We start from the raw sequence: 16,234 nt of genomic DNA, 5'->3' as shown, positions 1-16,234 counted from the left end.
TCAGGCTTTTGCTGTCTCTCCTGCTCGCCGCCGCACTCCGCATGGTCAGATCCGACCCGCCAAGCAGCCAAGCCGCCTGAGCGATTTCTTCACGGACGACAGGTCCGGTTCGAAATCCGGACTGTGACGCTCGCGCCCGACCCTCCACCTCCGAAGGGGAGGGTGCCCGGCTGCGAGTGCGAAGCACTCGTGCGCCGGGCAGGCGAGGGGCAGCGGGACGCTGCCGGCGTGGCGCTTGTCACGACGTGCGCGACCTTTCCGGTAGCGGCGTCCCCTCTCGGCGGGACGTCGTCCCGCTGCGCTCGCTCCGCTCGCCGCCCTCCCTCGCAGAGGGGGGAGGGTTCACGCTCGGAAACGCGGCGGTCTTCTTGAGAAGACCGCCCAATCTCCCCTCAATACTCGTCGTCGTCATCCTGCTCGCCCCGCCGCAGCGGCTTGAGACGGGCGAAGACCGAATCGGCGTCGAGGCGCTCGTCGCCGCGGCCGGGGCGGTGGTCCGCGTCGCGGTCCTCCTCGGGCTCGGGCAGGACCGAGACCTCGGGCGGCATCAGGGTGGCGCCGCCCTCGGCGGAGTCCACCAGCGGCCGGTCCTTGGCGGCGCGCTGGACCTCGAAGTCGAGGTCGATCTGCGAGCACAGGCCGAGGGTCACCGGGTCCATCGGCTGCAGCGAGCCGGAATTCCAGTGGGTGCGCTCGCGGATCTGCTGGATCGTCGACTTGGTGGTGCCGACGAGGCGCATCACCTGCGCGTCCTTCAGCTCCGGGTGGTTGCGCAGGAGCCACAGGATGGCGTTCGGCCGATCCTGGCGGCGGGAGAGGGGGGTGTAGCGCGGGCCCTTCGAGCGCTTGACCTCGGGCAGCTTCACCTTCGACACCGCCACCTTCATGCGGTGGCTCGGGTTCTTCTGCGCCCGCTCGATCTCCTCGCGGGTGAGCTGGCCGGTCGAGACCGGGTCGAGGCCCTTGATGCCGGCCGCCACCTCGCCGTCGGCGATGCCCTTCACCTCGAGGGGGTGGAGCTTGCAGAAATCGGCGATCTGATCGAAGGACAGCGACGTGTTCTCGACGAGCCAGACGGCCGTCGCCTTCGGCATCAGCGGACCCTGGGACATACACACCTCCTCGGGCGCTCCGAAAAGGCCGGAGCGCGGCGGGCCGCCCCCTTGCGAGCGGCCTTGCGACACGGGCCCCTCGACGGCGACAGGGCGCCCGGGGCGAAGCCGGGGGCCCCGCCGGCGTCCCGGGAAGTCCGGGACGGCCTGTCTCACGCTGTGAGGGAATCGTCCGATATATAGGCGCGTCGCCGGTCCGGCGCAAACCGCTTTCGCGGGTGGTCCTGGGATCGCTTCATCCGGAGGAGGCCCCGCCGGTCTCCCGGCAGGCCCTCTTCCTCAGGCGAACAGGCTCGAGACGCTCGACTCGTCGGCGGTGCGCCCGATCGCCTCGCCGAGCAGCGGCGCGATGGTGACGACCCGGATGTTGCGGGCGAGCTTCACCGCCGCGGTCGGCTGGATCGAGTCGGTGATCACCAGCTCCTTCAGCTTCGAGGAGGCGATCCGCGACACCGCGCCGCCCGAGAGCACGCCGTGGGTAATGTAGGCGTAGACGTCCTTGGCGCCCTTGGCGAGCAGCGCCTCGGCGGCGTTGACGAGGGTGCCGCCGGAATCGACGATGTCGTCGACGAGGATGCAGGAGCGGCCCTCGACCTCGCCGATGATGTTCATCACCTCGGATTCGCCCGGCCGCTCGCGGCGCTTGTCGACGATGGCGAGCGGCGCGTCGATGCGCTTGGCGAGCGCCCGGGCCCTCACCACGCCGCCGACATCGGGCGAGACCACCATCATGTCGGCGGGATCGAGCCGCTCCTTGATGTCGCGCACCATCACGGGGGCGGCGAACAGGTTGTCGGTCGGGATGTCGAAGAATCCCTGGATCTGGCCGGCATGCAGGTCCAGCGTCATCACCCGGTCGGCGCCGGCCTCGGTGATGAGGTTCGCCACGAGCTTGGCCGAGATCGGGGTGCGGCCGGAGGTGCGCCGGTCCTGGCGGGCATAGCCGAAATACGGCAGCACGGCGGTGATCCGCCGTGCCGAGGAGCGCCGCGCGGCGTCGATCATGATGAGCAGTTCCATCAGGTGATCGTTGGCCGGGAACGACGTCGACTGGACGATGAAGACGTCCTCGCCGCGCACGTTCTCCTGGAGTTCGACGAAGATCTCCATGTCGGCGAAGCGGCGCACCGAGCAGACCGCCAGCGGCTTCTCGAGATAGGCCGCGATCGCCTCGGCCAGCGGGCGGCTCGCATTGCCGGCGACGATCTTGATCGAGGATTTCATCGTGCTTCCATCGTGGCCCGCGCGCGGATCCCCGGCGCTGCCGCGCGGCGTACGGGCGGACCCGCGCGCGCCGGGGTTGAGGAGATTGGCATCGGGATTCGCGCGAGTGCGGGCCCCCTCGCGCGACGATGCTCAGCGTGACGGGGCTGGCTCATACCAGTGCCGGGATACCGTCACAATGCTTTCATGGGCGCAAGGATGGGCGGTCCCATGGCTTTCGAGCGCGCGGGGCGCGCATTCGCCTCAGGGCTGCAGCAACCGGTGCAGATGAACGATGAAGTAGCGCGTCTGGGCGCTGTCGACCGTCTGCTGGGCCTTGGCCTTCCAGGCCATGGCCGCGCTGGCGTAATCGGGGAAGATGCCGACCACGTCGAGCTTCGAGAGGTCGCGGAAGGTGACGCTGTCGAGGTCGGTGAGCTCGCCCCCGAACACGAGGTGGAGGAGCTGCTTGGGTTCCTGGGAGACCTTCGGCTCCTGCGAGGCCGCCGGCGACTGATTGCCCGGGTTGCTCATGCGCGTCGTCTCCGCGTGCCGCCACGATGCCGCTCCGCGATCCGGCGGGACGGCGCCTGCCCGCCGGGCAGGCGCCGAGCGGCGTCGCAAACGCCGGGCCGCGCGTCAAGCCGGATCGTGCTGCACTGCACACTCCGACCGGCCCGGCCCGCTCACGTCAGGCTGCGTCCAGCGCCGGATAGTCGATGTAGCCCTCCGGGCCCTGGCTGTACCAGGTCTTGGCGTTGTCCTTGTTGAGGGGCGCCCCCTTGGCGATCCGCTCCGGCAGGTCGGGATTGGCGAGGTAGGTGCGGCCGAACGCGATCGCGTCGGCGCGGCCCTCGTCGAGGGCGGCCTGGCCCCGCGGGCCGTCGAAGTCGGAGTTCAGCACCAGCGGACCCCGGAAGGCGGCCTTGATGGCGGGCGCCACCGGCGGATGGGCGGCCTTGCCGAAGGTGCCGCCGGGCTCGGGCTCGCGCAGCTCCAGGAAGGCAATGCCGATCTGCGACAGGACCGCGGCGGCGGCCGGGAAGAGGATCTCGGGCTCGGGATCGTCGACGCCCTGGATCGGCTCGTTCGGCGACAGGCGCACGCCGGTGCGGTCGGCCCCGACCGTGTCGGCGACGGTGCGGGCGACCTCCGACAGCAGGCGGATGCGGTTCTCCACGGGACCGCCGTAGCGGTCCTGGCGCAGGTTGGTGCCCGAGCGCAGGAACTGGTCGATGAGGTAGCCGTTCGCGGCGTGGATCTGCACCCCGTCGAAGCCGGCCTCGACCGCGTTGCGGGCGGCCTTGGCGTAATCCTCGAGGAGCCGCGGGATCTCGTCCTCGCGCAGGGGCCGCGCCTCGACGTAGGGCTGCTTGCCGGCATAGGTATGGGCGTGGTCGGGCGCCGTGGTGGCGGAGGCCGAGACCGGCTTCTCGCCGCCGAGGAAGTCCGGATGGACCACCCGGCCCATGTGCCAGAGCTGGGCGACGATGCGCCCGCCGGCCTCGTGCACCGCCGCCGTCACCGGCTTCCAGGCCTCGACCTGCTCAGGGCTCCACAGCCCGGGGGCGAAGGGCCAGCCCGTGCCCTCCTGCGAGATGCCGGTGGCCTCGCTGATGATCAGGCCGGCGCCGGCGCGCTGGCGGTAATACTCGGCCATGATCGGGGTCGGGACGTGGGCCCGGCTGGCGCGGCCGCGGGTCAGCGGCGCCATCAGGATGCGGTTCGGCGCCGCGATGGCGCCGAGCTGGATCGGATCGAACAGGGACGGCACTTTCGGAATTCTCCGGATCGAGCCCGGCTTCAAGGGCCGGGCGACGATCCGGAGAATTGGGTGCTGCCGTGCAGCGGACCAGTCCCGGGCACGACGGCCCGGATCGCGATGTGCGCTGTCTCACCTCGCGGCCGGGATCAAACCCACCTGAGGATCACGACTTGTCCATCTGCGCCTTGGCGTCCGAGAGCGCCTTCAGGCAGCCGGCCTCGTCGCCCTTCTTGTCGAGCTCGCGGGCGCGGTTGAGGCTGGCGCGGGCCTCCATCACCCCGGTGCCGCCGCCGCTCGCCCTGGCGACCTCGGCGGTCGCCTGCGTCTCGGCGGAGCCGGGGGCGGGCCCCTTGGGGAGGGCGGAGGGGCTGGTGCCTTTCTCGGTCGCCGCCTCGGCCTGGGATTCGCGGCGCGACGCCACCTCCTTGCCGCCGCTCGACGCCGCGATCGTCTCGCGGCCCTTCTCGGTGAGGCGCGGCTCGAGGGCCGAGATCTCGGTGCCGCAGGCGCCCGCGAGGGCGGGGCCCGAGAGGCCGGCAAGCAGGCCGGCCAGCAGGCCGGCGGCGAGGATGAGCTTCATGGCGTGTCTCTCCCGGTCTTGAGCCCCGGCAGCCTTGGAGAACCTTGGCCCGAGGAATTTTGGCCCGATGAACCTGGGTCGCGAACACCCGCCCGGCGGCGGGGGTTCCGCGCCGGCGCGAAGCACGCCGGAAAAAAAGGGGCCGCCCCCGGCGGGAGGCGGCCCCTCGTCTCTGTATCCCGCGGGGCCTGAACCCCGCGGGCTCCCCGTCACGCGCTCAGCTTGTCGCGCATCGGCAGCTGGCGGATGCGCCGGCCGGTCGCCGCGAAGATCGCGTTGGCGATCGCGGGGGCCACCGGCGGCACGCCGGGCTCGCCGACGCCGCCGAGCGGCTTGTCCCAGGACCCGCCCTGCACGAGGTGCACGTTGATGATCTTGGGCGCCGCGTCGATGCGGGTGAGCTCGTAGGTGTCGTAGTTGTCCTGGACGGCGCGGCCGTTCTTGAAGGTGATCTGGGCGGTGAGCGCCAGGCCCATGCCCATCACCACCGCGCCCTCGAGCTGCGAGCGCACCCGCTCCGGGTTGACCTGCTGGCCGCTGTCGATGGCGATGTCGACCCGCTGGACGCTGACCTCGCCCTTCGGCCCGACCTCGACCTCCGCCACGGCGGCGGTGTAGGTCACGAAGCTGTAATGCGCCGCGATGCCGAGGCCGCGGCCCTTCTCGACCTTGCGGCCCCAGCCGGCTCCTTTCGCCACCGTCTCGATCACGTTGCGCAGGCGCCCGGTATCGTAGGGGTAGCGCGAGGGATCCTCGCCGTAGTTCCAGGCGTCGCCGATCTTGACCGGGTCGATGATCCGGGCCGGGCCGATCACGTCGAGGAGGTAGTCCTTCGGGTCGCGGCCGGCCATGTGGGCGAGCTCGTCCAGGAACGACTGCACCGCGAAGGCCCGCGGGATGTTCGACACCGAGCGGAACCAGCCGATGCGGACATGGGCGTCGGCGGGCGGGTTCTCCATCCGCATGTTGGGGATGTTGAACGGCACGTTGACGAGGCCCATCCCGAGCTCGATCGGGATCTGCTCCTTGGCGCCGGCCACGAAGGTCGAGCCGATGGTCGGGGCCGCGCTGCGGTGCAGCCAGGCGATCGGCATGCCCTTGTCGTCGAGACCGGCCTCCAGGCGCTCCACCGAGACGGTGTGGTAGTAGCCGTGGTGGAGGTCGTCCTCGCGGGTCCAGGTCATCTTGACCGGGGCGCCGTCGACCGCCTTCGAGCAGAGCGCCGCCTCGACGAAGTAGTCGGGCTTCGACTTGCGGCCGAAGCCGCCGCCGAGCAGCGTCACGTTGACGGTGACGTCCTTGGGATCGATCCCGAGGCGCTTGGCGATGCGGTCGCGGGCGGCCTGGGGCGACTGCACGCAGCCCCAGGCCTCGATCTTGCCGTCCTTGGCGATCCGCACGGTGGCGGCCGGCGGCTCCATCGGGGCCTGGACGAGGTGCGGGATGTAGTACTCGGCCTCGTGACGCTTGGCCGCCTTCTTCATCGCCCCGTCGACGTCGCCCTCCTGGCGCACCACCTTACCGGGCTTGCGCACGGCCTGCTCCAGGGTGGCCCGGTAGGCATCCGAGTCGTAGGAGGCGTTCGGGCCGTCGTCGAAGGTGGCTTTCAGCGCCTCGCGGCCCTTGATCGCCGCCCAGGTGTTGCGGGCGATGACCGCGACGCCGCCGGTCGGCATGAACTCGTAAGGGGGAGCCGGCGGATCGATGGTCACGACCTTGACGACGCCCGGCACCTTGAGGGCCGCCGCCTCGTCGAAGCTCCTGACCTTGCCGCCGAAGACCGGCGGGCGGGCGACCACCGCGTAGAGCATTCCCTCGACGCGGGTGTCGAGGCCGTACTGCGCCTTGCCGGTGGTGATGCCGACATTGTCGATAAGGCTGATGCGGCCCTTGCCGATGTAACGGAAGGCCGACGGGTCCTTGAGCTTGACCGAGGCGCGGTCCGGCACCGGCACGCTGGCCGCCGCCTGCGCCACGTCCCCGAAGCCGATCCGGCGGCCGGACTTGGCGTGGACGAGGGCGTGGTTCTCCGCCGTGACCTCACCGGCCGGCACGCCCCACTGCTTGGCGGCGGCCTCGACCAGCATGGTGCGGGCGGCGGCACCGGCGCGGCGCAGCGGCATGAAGAAGTGGCGGAGCGAGCGCGAGCCGTCGGTGTCCTGGTTGCCGAAGCGTTCCTCGTCGCCGTGGGCCTGGGCGACCTTGACCTTGCCCCAGTCGGCCTCGAGCTCGTCGGCGACGACGAGGGCCACCGACGTGCGCACGCCCTGGCCCATCTCGGAGCGGGTGCAGGTCACCGTCACGGTGCCGTCGGGCGCGATCGCGACGAACAGGGTCGGGTCGTCGCGCCAGCCATGCGGCATGCCGTCGGCACCGAACTTCGCCGGCTCGGCGGCCTTCAGCTCCTGCGGCTTGAGCGACAGGGCGAGCACCAGGGCACCGGCGCCGGCGAGCAGGCCGCGGCGGCTGAGTTGGCCGGGCGAGGCCTTGACGACGAGGGAATCCGGCTCCTCGGCCGGAGCGGCCTTGAGAAAGGAGGAGAGGTCGTGGATCACAGGCGATCTCCCTGGCTGGCCTTCGGGGTCAGCCCCGCCGCCTGCTTGATGGCGGCGCGGATGCGCGGATAGGTGCCGCAGCGGCACAGGTTGCCGCTCATCTGGGCATCGATGTCGGCGTCGGTGGGCTTCGGGGTGTCCTTGAGGAGGGCCGCGGCCTGCATGATCTGCCCGGTCTGGCAGTAGCCGCACTGCGCGACGTTGAGCTCGCGCCAGGCGGCCTGGACCGGGTGGTTGCCGTCCGGCGACAGGCCCTCGATCGTCACCACCGGCTGGCCGTCGGCGGCCGAGACCGGGGTCTGGCAGGCCCGCATCGCGGTGCCGCCGACATGGATGGTGCAGGCGCCGCAGGCCGCGACGCCGCAGCCGAACTTGGTGCCCGTCAGGCCGAGCTCGTCCCGCAGGTACCACAGGAGCGGCATGTCGGGATCGCCGTCGAAGCGGCGCTCCTCCCCGTTCACGTTGAGCTTGATCATCGTCGCCCTCCGGCTTCGGGAGGCGGCTGGGGCACCCCGCGGACATGGCTCCGGTCGCGGCGCCCGGCCTCCCTCTCGTTCGTTCAAGTCTCGACGGCGCCGCGGCCCGCGAAGGGCCCGCGCCTCCTTCCTCCCGGATCACGCCTGAGGCGGCGTGCCATTCTTGCCTGGTTGGGCGGCCCGCCCCGGACGGGGCGCAGCCCCGCGGGCCGACCCGCCTGAACCCGAACATCGGAACGATTTCAGGTTATGGATGGGTAACCCGGAGTCGCGCGTGTCGGCAAGCCGGGGCCGCGCCGGCAGGATGCCGAGTCCGGCCGGCATCAACGCCTTGCCGGAGGAGTGCTTTTCGTGTATCGCGCCAACCTCCGGCGGTCCGATACCGGGAAGCTGCGGGCGGCGTGACGAACGTCCGCCTCGCGCTCCGGCAGGTCCCTCGGAAAACACGTTTCTGCCCGTCGATCATGCGCCGGCCCGCACCCCATCACGTTTCGGGGAGCGGCGGTTCCGATGGCCTCCACCAGGCCTCCCGGGACTCCGGCGGGCGGAAGCGGCCCGTTCATGCGAGCCGCCGGCGCCGTCCCCTCGGAGAGAGCGGGACGAAAAGGAGCATCAATGTCCGCAGGTTTGCAAGGCGCCGCGTCGAGCCGCGAGGATTTCGCCGCCCTCCTGGAAGAGTCGTTCCGGGAGCACGAGATCACGGAAGGCTCCGTGGTCAAGGGCCGGGTGGTGGCGATCGAGAAGGACGTCGCCGTCATCGACATCGGGGCCAAGACCGAGGGCCGTGTCGCCCTCAAGGAGTTCACGGGCCCCGGCCGTGACCAGCCGATCACCGTCGGCGACGAGGTCGAGGTCTATGTCGACCGCATCGAGAACGCGCTCGGCGAGGCCGTCATCTCGCGCGACAAGGCGCGCCGCGAGGAGAGCTGGGTCAAGCTCGAGAAGGCGTTCGAGAACAACGAGCGCGTCACCGGCACGATCTTCAACCAGGTCAAGGGCGGCTACACGGTCGACCTCGACGGTGCCGTGGCGTTCCTGCCGCGCTCTCAGGTCGACATCCGGCCGGTCCGCGACGTCACCCCGCTGATGGGCACGCCGCAGCCGTTCCAGATCCTCAAGATGGACCGCCGCCGCGGCAACATCGTGGTGTCGCGCCGCACCGTGCTCGAGGAGAGCCGGGCGGAGCAGCGCTCCGAGCTGGTGGCCAACCTCGAGGAGGGCCAGGTCATCGACGGCGTGGTCAAGAACATCACCGAGTACGGTGCGTTCGTGGACCTCGGCGGCATCGACGGCCTGCTGCACGTCACCGACATGGCGTGGCGCCGCGTCAACCACCCGTCCGAGGTGGTCAACATCGGCCAGACCGTCAAGGTCAAGATCATCAAGATCAACCACGAGACGCACCGCATCTCGCTCGGCATCAAGCAGCTCCTGGCCGATCCGTGGGAGGGCATCGCCGCCCGCTACCCGGTCAACGCCAAGCTCAAGGGCCGCGTGACCAACATCACCGATTACGGCGCCTTCGTGGAGCTGGAGCCGGGGATCGAGGGCCTGATCCACGTCTCGGAGATGAGCTGGACCAAGAAGAACGTCCATCCGGGCAAGATCGTCTCCACCTCCCAGGAGGTCGAGGTTCAGATCCTGGAGGTCGATCCGGTCAAGCGCCGCATCTCGCTCGGCCTGAAGCAGACCCTGCAGAATCCGTGGGAGGCCTTCTCCGAGAAGCACCCGCCGGGCACCGAGGTCGAGGGCGAGGTCAAGAACAAGACCGAGTTCGGCCTGTTCATCGGCCTCGAGGGCGACGTCGACGGCATGGTCCACCTCTCGGACCTCGACTGGAACCGTCCGGGCGAGCAGGTCATCGACGAGTTCAAGAAGGGCGACGTGGTGCGCGCCCAGGTTCTCGACGTCGACGTCGAGAAGGAGCGCATCTCGCTCGGCATCAAGCAGCTCGCCGGCGATCCCTTCGCCGATGCGGGCGAGGGCATCCGCAAGGGCCAGGTGGTCACCTGCGAGGTGCTCGAGGTCAAGGACTCGGGCATCGAGGTCAAGATCGTCGATTCCGACCTCCAGGCCTTCATCCGCCGGGCCGACCTCGCCCGCGAGCGCAACGACCAGCGCCCCGAGCGCTTCGCCGCCGGCGAGAAGGTCGATGCGCGCGTGACGCAGTTCGACCGCAAGGCCCGCCGCGTCCAGCTCTCCATCAAGGCCCTCGAGATGGCCGAGGAGAAGGAGGCGATCGCCCAGTACGGCTCCGCCGATTCGGGCGCCTCGCTCGGCGACATCCTCGGCGCGGCCCTCAAGGCTCGCCAAGGCGACAAGAAGTAAGGGATCCGTTCGGGCCTCGCGGCCCGGACACCCCGATGAGACCGGACGCCCGCGCGGGACACCCCCGCGCGGGCGTTCTCGCGTCCGGATGGCCGCGCAGATTACGGCGATCGAGGAGGGGGATGCGCCCAAACCCGCTCTTGCCGCTGCGCGACGGCCGGAGGTAGAACAGCCCGGGAGCGAGGTTCGCCAATGACTTGCAGGGAACGACCTGCTGGCGCCTCGGGAGTCAGACCAGGATACGGGCGCCGCATGGCCATCGATGCCGAACTTCTCCTCGACCGGCGCTCCTTGCGCCGGAAGCTGTCCGTCTGGCGCGCGATCGGGGTCGGGGCGCTGATCGTCGCCGCCGGCGCCGTCGGCTGGCGGGCGGCCGGGGGCAGGGGGCTCTCCGCCGTCACCCCGCAGATCGCCCGCATCAGCATCGACGGCTTCATCGCCGGCAGCGAGAAGACCCGCGAGCTGATGAAGCGCGTCGGCGATTCGAGCGCCGTCTCGGGCGTCGTCGTGTCGATCAACTCGCCGGGCGGCACCACCACCGGTTCGGAGGAGCTCTTCCGCAACCTGCGCCTCCTCGCCGAGAAGAAGCCGGTCGTCGCCTTCGTGGACGGCACGGCGGCGTCGGGCGCCTACATCACGGCGATCGCCGCCGACCACATCGTCGCCCGGGAGACCAGCCTCGTCGGCTCGATCGGGGTGCTGTTCCAGTATCCCGAGCTGTCCGGTCTCCTCGACAAGGTCGGGGTGAAGGTCGAGGAGGTGAAGTCCTCGCCGCTCAAGGCCGAGCCGAGCGGCTTCCACCCGACCCCGCCGGAGGCCCGCGCCGCGCTGCAGGCGATCGTCGGCGACACCTTCGGGTGGTTCAAGGACCTCGTGGCCGAGCGCCGGAAGATGAGCCCCGACCAGATCAAGGCGGTGGCGGACGGCCGGGTGTTCAGCGGCCGCCAGAGCGTGCCCCTCGGCCTGATCGACGAGACCGGCTCCGAGCGTCAGGCCATCGCCTGGCTCGAGCGCGAGAAGGGCGTGGCCAAGGACCTGCCGGTGCGCGACTGGAAGCCGCGGTCCGACAACCGCTTCGGCCTGTTCTCGGCCGCCGCCGCCGGCGCCGGGCTCCTCGGCTACGACGACCTCGCGGCCCGGCTGCGGCAGGCCGGCGACGAGACGGCCAGCCTGACCCAGGGCGGCCTGCTCGCGGTCTGGCGCCCGTAACGGGCGCCGACCCGTCCCCGCGCGCATCCTCCGACCAGCCCCGCCCGGTCAGCCCCGCCCAAGTCGAGACCGTCCCGCCCATGATCAAGTCCGAGCTGGTGCTCAAGATCGCCGAGCAGAACCCGCATCTGTATCAGCGCGACGTCGAGAACATCGTCAACGCCATCCTCGACACGATCGCCGACGCCCTCGCGCGGGGCGACCGGGTCGAGCTGCGCGGCTTCGGCGCCTTCTCGGTCAAGCGCCGGGAGGCGCGGCGGGGCCGCAACCCGCGCACCGGCGCCGCCGTGGCGGTGGCCGAGAAGGCGATCCCGGTGTTCAAGACCGGCAAGGAGATGCGCCTGCGCCTGAACGCCGCCGGGATCGGCGCCGACGAGCCGAGCCGGGCCGAGGCCGCGTTGAGCTGACGCCCAAGGCCGGCTCTCGGCAGCCGGCCCTCGTCGAGGTCGATCCTTGGCAAGGTCGGCCCTGGCCCTCGCGGCCCCACGCGTTACACTCCGTCCTCGGGACTCCGTCCGGCGGTCCCGTTCCCCCCGCCCGCATCACCGATTGAAAGACCGGGTTTCCCGATGATCCGCTTCCTCAAGGGCCTGATCCTGCTGCCCATCGCGATCGTGGTCGTGCTGCTGGCGGTGGCCAACCGCCAGCCGGTGATGCTGTCCTTCGATCCGTTCTCGGACGGGGCGCCGGCCTTCAGCCTGCAGATGCCGCTCTACGCGCTGATCTTCGCCGCCGTGGCTCTGGGCATCGTGGTCGGTGGCGTCGGCTCCTGGCTCGGTCAGGGCGACACCCGCCGCGACCGCCGCGCCAAGGGCCGCGAGCTCGCGCGCCTGCGCGGCGAGGCCGAGCGCCTGCGCCAGACGTCCTCGGCCACGATACCGGGCACCCGCACCGCCCTGCCGGCGCCGATCAGCCGCGCCTGACGATGCGGCTCATCGGCGAGGCCGAGATCGACGCGGCGCTCACGCCGGACCGCATGGTCGACGCCCTCGCCGCGGCCTTCCGGGCCGGGGCGACGGCACCGACCCGGCACCACCACGCGATCGAGACCGCGCCGGACGGCGCCTCGCTGCTGCTGATGCCGGCCTGGACGCCCGACTATGTCGGGGTCAAGATCCTGACCCTCTTCCCGGGCAACCCGGCCCGCGGCCTCGACACGATCCAGGGCGGGGTGCTGCTCTGCGACGGCCGCGACGGCCGCCCGCTCGCGCTCCTCGACGGCGCCCGCCTGACCCTGTGGCGCACCGCCGCCGCCTCGGCGCTGGCCGCCCGCCACCTCGCCCGGCCGGACGCTGCCCGGATGGTGATGGTGGGATCGGGCGCGCTCGCCCCCGCCCTGGTGCGGGCGCACGCGGCCGTCCGGCCGATCCGCGACGTCGCGGTCTGGAACCGCCGGCCTCAAGGCGCCGAGCGCCTCGCCGCCGCCCTGTCCGTCGAAGGCCTCAACGCCTACCCGGTCACCGACCTCGCGGCGGCGGTCGGGCAGGCGGATTTGGTCTCCTGCGCCACCCTCGCGACCGAACCCCTCGTGCGCGGCGCCTGGCTGCGGCCGGGCACCCATCTCGACCTCGTCGGCGCCTTCACCCCCGCGATGCGCGAGGCGGACGACGAGGCCCTGCGCCGCGGCCCGGTCTACGTCGACACGCCCGACGCCCTGAAGAAGGGCGGCGACGTCGCGGTGGCGATCCAGTCGGGTGCGCTGACGCCGGAGGCGATCGTCGGCGACCTCGCCTCCCTGTGCCGCGGCGAGGCGCCGGGGCGGCGGAGCCCCGACGAGATCACGGTGTTCAAGTCGGTCGGGGCCGCGATCGAGGACCTCGCCGCTGCCGCCGCGGTGTGGGAGAGCCTGACGCAGCACCGGGCGTGACGGTATCGTGCAGCGGCACGTGCGGGCGAGGGCGGATCGGCGTATAGGGAGCGGATGAAGCCCGCTCCCGTTCTCGTCAAGATCTGCGGCCTCAGCACGCCGGACACCCTGGAGGCGTCCCTCGCCGCCGGCGCCGACCTGATCGGCCTCGTCCATTTCGCCAAGAGCCCGCGTCACGTCGACCTCGCCCTCGGCGCCGCCCTGTCGCGGCAGGCGCGCGGCCGGGCCGAGCGCGTCGCCCTTCTGGTCGATCCCGACGACGCCCTGATCGACGCGGTCACCGCGTCCCTCGATCCGGACTGGCTGCAGCTCCACGGCAGCGAGAGCCCGGAGCGGGTGGCGGCCGTGAGGGCCCGCACCGGCCGGCCGGTGATGAAGGCGCTCGGCATCGCCACCGCCGACGACCTCGCCCGCGCCACCCGCTACGCCGGCGTCGCCGACCGGCTGCTGTTCGACGCCAAGCCCGCGCCGGGCGCGGTCCTGCCCGGCGGCAACGGCCATGCCTTCGACTGGTCGCTGCTCGCCGGCGCCGGGCGCGACCACTCCTTCATGCTCTCCGGCGGCCTGACGCCCGAGACCGTCGCGGAGGCGGTGGCGGTGACCGCCGCGCGGGCGGTCGACGTCTCGTCCGGCGTCGAGAGCGCCCCCGGCCGCAAGGACCCGGCCCGCATCGCCGCCTTCGTGGCGGCGGCCAAGGCCGCCACAGCGGCCGCGGCTGCGTCCGAAGCGCAAATTGCCCCGGCGGCGCGAAGGGCGTAAGCCCCGCTGCCGAGGATGATGTCCGCGATCCCAGTCCAGACTTGACAGAGTTGCTGCCGTGACTGCTCCCCAGAATCCGAACTCGTTCCGCACCGGCCCCGACGAGCGCGGCCGCTTCGGCATCTTCGGCGGCCGCTTCGTGGCCGAGACCCTGATGCCGAACATCCTCGCCCTGGAGGAGGCCTACGCGGCGGCCAAGGCCGACCCGGCCTTCCAGGCCGAGATGACCGGCTACCTCACGCATTATGTCGGCCGGCCGAGCCCGCTCTACTATGCCGAGCGGCTGTCCGAGCATCTCGGCGGCGCCAAGATCTACTTCAAGCGCGAGGAGCTGAACCACACCGGCTCGCACAAGGTGAACAACGTCCTGGGCCAGATCCTGCTCGCCCGGCGCATGGGCAAGCCGCGGATCATCGCCGAGACGGGGGCGGGCCAGCACGGTGTGGCCACCGCGACCCTCTGCGCCCGTTTCGGGCTCAAATGCGTGGTCTACATGGGCGCGGTTGACGTCGAGCGGCAGAAGCCGAACGTCTTCCGGATGAAGATGCTGGGCGCCGAGGTGGTGCCGGTCCAATCCGGCACCCGCACCCTCAAGGACGCGATGAACGAGGCCCTGCGCGACTGGGTCACCAACGTGGCGGACACCTTCTACTGCATCGGCACGGTGGCGGGGCCGCACCCCTACCCGGCGATGGTGCGCGACTTCCAGTCGATCATCGGCGTCGAGACCAAGGCGCAGATGCTGGAGCAGGAGGGCCGCCTGCCCGACTCGCTCGTCGCCTGCATCGGCGGCGGATCGAACGCGATGGGGCTCTTCCACCCCTTCCTCGACGACCGCGAGGTCGCGATCTACGGCGTCGAGGCGGCGGGCCACGGCGTGTCGAGCGGCCTGCACGCCGCCTCGCTCACCGGCGGCAAGCCGGGCGTGCTGCACGGCAACCGCACCTACCTCCTGATGGACGGCGACGGCCAGATCGCCGACGCGCACTCGATCTCGGCCGGCCTCGACTATCCGGGCATCGGGCCCGAGCACGCCTGGCTGCACGAGATGGGCCGCGTCACCTACCTGTCGGCGACCGACAGCGAGACCCTGGAGGCGTTCCGGCTGTGCTCGCTGATGGAGGGCATCATCCCGGCCCTCGAGCCCGCCCACGCCCTCGCCAAGGTGACGGAGCTCGCCCCCCGCCTGCCCCGCGACCACCTGATGGTCGTCAACCTCTCGGGCCGCGGCGACAAGGACATCCCCCAGGTCGCCGAGATCCTGGGCGACGCGCTCTGATTTTCTCCCGTGCCCCGCCCCATCGGCGGGGCGCGAAAAGGGCTGCGACGGTTCCTTGACAGGCCCCATGGCCTCCCCCTATATCCGCGCTACCGCAGAGCCGGGCACCCCCGGCCACCGCGCGGCGGAGTAGCTCAGTTGGTCAGAGCAGAGGAATCATAATCCTTGTGTCGGGGGTTCAAATCCCTCCTCCGCTACCAAGTTTTTTCAACCCCGCTAAGCAGTTAGCGGGGTTTTTCATTGCCTTGCCCTTGCGCCAGAACGGCAATATTTCCTAGCGCAGTGCTAGCGCAGCCCAGAAAATTGCTCTGCGCGCGTAACGGTTTGCTGGGGGGTCAGAAAGCACTCTAGCGCACTCCTAGCGCAGTCATCTGCACGGCAGTAACCAGACAGGGCCGCCCCTTGAGACCCCCTGGCAACGTCCCTGACGAACGCTTCCAGCTGTTCCAGCGCAAGGGCAGCGCCAAGTGGCAGATGCGCTTCAGCATCCGCGGGCAGGGGCAGCTCAAGCGCTCCCTCGACACAGACGATCTTCGGGAGGCACAGCGCCGGGCGGAGGCTATCTGGTACGAAGCGACCTATCGGGCTCAGCAGGGGCTCACCGCCCGAGCCCACACGTTCGAGAGCGTGGCAGAGGAGTACATCGCGCAGATCCTACGTGAGGTGGAACGGGGCGAACGGCGGGCCGACCAGGGCAAGAGCGAGCCCGCCGTCATCCGCCGGTACTTCGTGGGGTACTTCGGCCAGAGGCCCGTGGATGCCGTCAGTGAGGCCGACCTGGAGCGCTATGCGGAGTGGCGGCGCACCTACTGGACCGAGGGCCCTGGCAAGCTTGTCACGCACATTGAGTACGAGAGGGGAGGCCACCGCCTGCGCCGGCCTGTACGCCGCTCAGCGCCCTCTCTGAGCCGCCAGCGGGGCGAGCTGGTGGTGCTGCGGCAGCTGCTACGCTGGGCCTCGCGACAGGGCTATCTGAAGACGCCACCCGAGGTCACCATCAAGGCCCGGCGCCTCCACACTGACTAGGGCCTGTTGTCACTTGAACCTATTGCGGTCGTGAGCGTTTCCGCGCTTTGAGCGAGGAGACGCGATGCTGACGGA

15 protein-coding genes and 1 tRNA gene are annotated in these 16,234 nt (G+C 70.9%); 9 read left to right on the top strand and 7 right to left on the bottom strand.

The features are described from left to right. Nucleotides 1-392 precede the first annotated feature (392 nt). The 7 genes from EU555_RS35185 to EU555_RS35155 all read right to left on the bottom strand — a co-directional run bounded on the left by EU555_RS35185 (nt 393) and on the right by EU555_RS35155 (nt 7,691). Nucleotides 393-1,112 carry a DUF1013 domain-containing protein gene (locus EU555_RS35185; RefSeq protein ID WP_135419928.1) on the bottom strand — a complete coding sequence of 240 codons (720 nt, stop codon included), beginning with the start codon at nt 1,110-1,112 and terminating at the stop codon, nt 393-395. Between the two features lie 279 nt (nt 1,113-1,391). Then, nucleotides 1,392-2,336 (bottom strand): ribose-phosphate pyrophosphokinase, encoded by a 945-nt coding sequence (locus EU555_RS35180; RefSeq protein ID WP_135419926.1) that lies wholly within the window; start codon nt 2,334-2,336, stop codon nt 1,392-1,394. 243 nt (nt 2,337-2,579) lie between these two features. Then, nucleotides 2,580-2,849 carry a DUF4170 domain-containing protein gene (locus EU555_RS35175; protein WP_135419924.1) on the bottom strand — a complete coding sequence of 90 codons (270 nt, stop codon included), beginning with the start codon at nt 2,847-2,849 and terminating at the stop codon, nt 2,580-2,582. A 157-nt stretch (nt 2,850-3,006) separates the two neighbouring features. Further along, on the bottom strand, nt 3,007-4,089 hold the full coding sequence (locus EU555_RS35170; protein ID WP_135419922.1) for an alkene reductase: 1,083 nt from the start codon (nt 4,087-4,089) through the stop codon (nt 3,007-3,009). A 154-nt stretch (nt 4,090-4,243) separates the two neighbouring features. Beyond that, nucleotides 4,244-4,660, bottom strand: coding sequence for a hypothetical protein (locus EU555_RS35165; RefSeq protein WP_135419920.1), 417 nt, complete (start codon nt 4,658-4,660; stop codon nt 4,244-4,246). A 209-nt stretch (nt 4,661-4,869) separates the two neighbouring features. Continuing rightward, nucleotides 4,870-7,215, bottom strand: coding sequence for a xanthine dehydrogenase family protein molybdopterin-binding subunit (locus tag EU555_RS35160; protein ID WP_245524649.1), 2,346 nt, complete (start codon nt 7,213-7,215; stop codon nt 4,870-4,872). Beyond that, complete coding sequence (locus EU555_RS35155; protein ID WP_135419918.1) at nt 7,212-7,691, bottom strand: (2Fe-2S)-binding protein; 480 nt, start codon at nt 7,689-7,691, stop codon at nt 7,212-7,214. The genes EU555_RS35160 and EU555_RS35155 overlap by 4 nt, the downstream gene beginning before the upstream one ends. A gap of 615 nt (nt 7,692-8,306) precedes the next feature. Between EU555_RS35155 and rpsA the strand changes: the two genes are divergently transcribed. The 9 genes from rpsA to EU555_RS35110 all read left to right on the top strand — a co-directional run bounded on the left by rpsA (nt 8,307) and on the right by EU555_RS35110 (nt 16,159). After that, nucleotides 8,307-10,019: a 30S ribosomal protein S1 gene (rpsA, locus tag EU555_RS35150; protein WP_135419916.1), complete on the top strand. Its 1,713-nt coding sequence runs from the start codon at nt 8,307-8,309 to the stop codon at nt 10,017-10,019. Nucleotides 10,020-10,271: 252 nt separating this feature from the next. Further along, nucleotides 10,272-11,228: a signal peptide peptidase SppA gene (sppA, locus tag EU555_RS35145; RefSeq protein WP_135419914.1), complete on the top strand. Its 957-nt coding sequence runs from the start codon at nt 10,272-10,274 to the stop codon at nt 11,226-11,228. An 80-nt stretch (nt 11,229-11,308) separates the two neighbouring features. Then, complete coding sequence (gene ihfB / locus EU555_RS35140; RefSeq protein WP_048428041.1) at nt 11,309-11,635, top strand: integration host factor subunit beta; 327 nt, start codon at nt 11,309-11,311, stop codon at nt 11,633-11,635. A gap of 162 nt (nt 11,636-11,797) precedes the next feature. After that, nucleotides 11,798-12,151 (top strand): lipopolysaccharide assembly protein LapA domain-containing protein, encoded by a 354-nt coding sequence (locus EU555_RS35135; RefSeq protein WP_135419912.1) that lies wholly within the window; start codon nt 11,798-11,800, stop codon nt 12,149-12,151. A 2-nt stretch (nt 12,152-12,153) separates the two neighbouring features. Then, nucleotides 12,154-13,095, top strand: coding sequence for a bifunctional Delta(1)-pyrroline-2-carboxylate/Delta(1)-piperideine-2-carboxylate reductase (lhpI, locus tag EU555_RS35130; protein ID WP_135419911.1), 942 nt, complete (start codon nt 12,154-12,156; stop codon nt 13,093-13,095). Between the two features lie 54 nt (nt 13,096-13,149). Then, the gene (locus EU555_RS35125) at nt 13,150-13,854 is read left to right on the top strand and encodes a phosphoribosylanthranilate isomerase (RefSeq protein ID WP_135419910.1); all 705 of its coding nucleotides are present in this window, start codon (nt 13,150-13,152) and stop codon (nt 13,852-13,854) included. Nucleotides 13,855-13,912: 58 nt separating this feature from the next. Beyond that, nucleotides 13,913-15,133 (top strand): tryptophan synthase subunit beta, encoded by a 1,221-nt coding sequence (gene trpB / locus EU555_RS35120; RefSeq protein ID WP_135419909.1) that lies wholly within the window; start codon nt 13,913-13,915, stop codon nt 15,131-15,133. 123 nt (nt 15,134-15,256) lie between these two features. Further along, nucleotides 15,257-15,333 (top strand) — tRNA-Met (locus EU555_RS35115). A 274-nt stretch (nt 15,334-15,607) separates the two neighbouring features. After that, a complete protein-coding gene (locus tag EU555_RS35110) occupies nt 15,608-16,159 on the top strand; it encodes a hypothetical protein (RefSeq protein ID WP_245524648.1) in 552 nt (183 codons plus the stop codon). Nucleotides 16,160-16,234 lie beyond the last annotated feature (75 nt).

The sequence above is a fragment of the Methylobacterium nonmethylotrophicum genome, from assembly GCF_004745635.1.
Taxonomy (GTDB): Bacteria; Pseudomonadota; Alphaproteobacteria; order Rhizobiales; family Beijerinckiaceae; genus Methylobacterium; species Methylobacterium nonmethylotrophicum.
The sequence above is the reverse complement of the archived record's forward strand: the minus strand, read 5'-3'. Positions and strand labels throughout refer to the sequence as shown.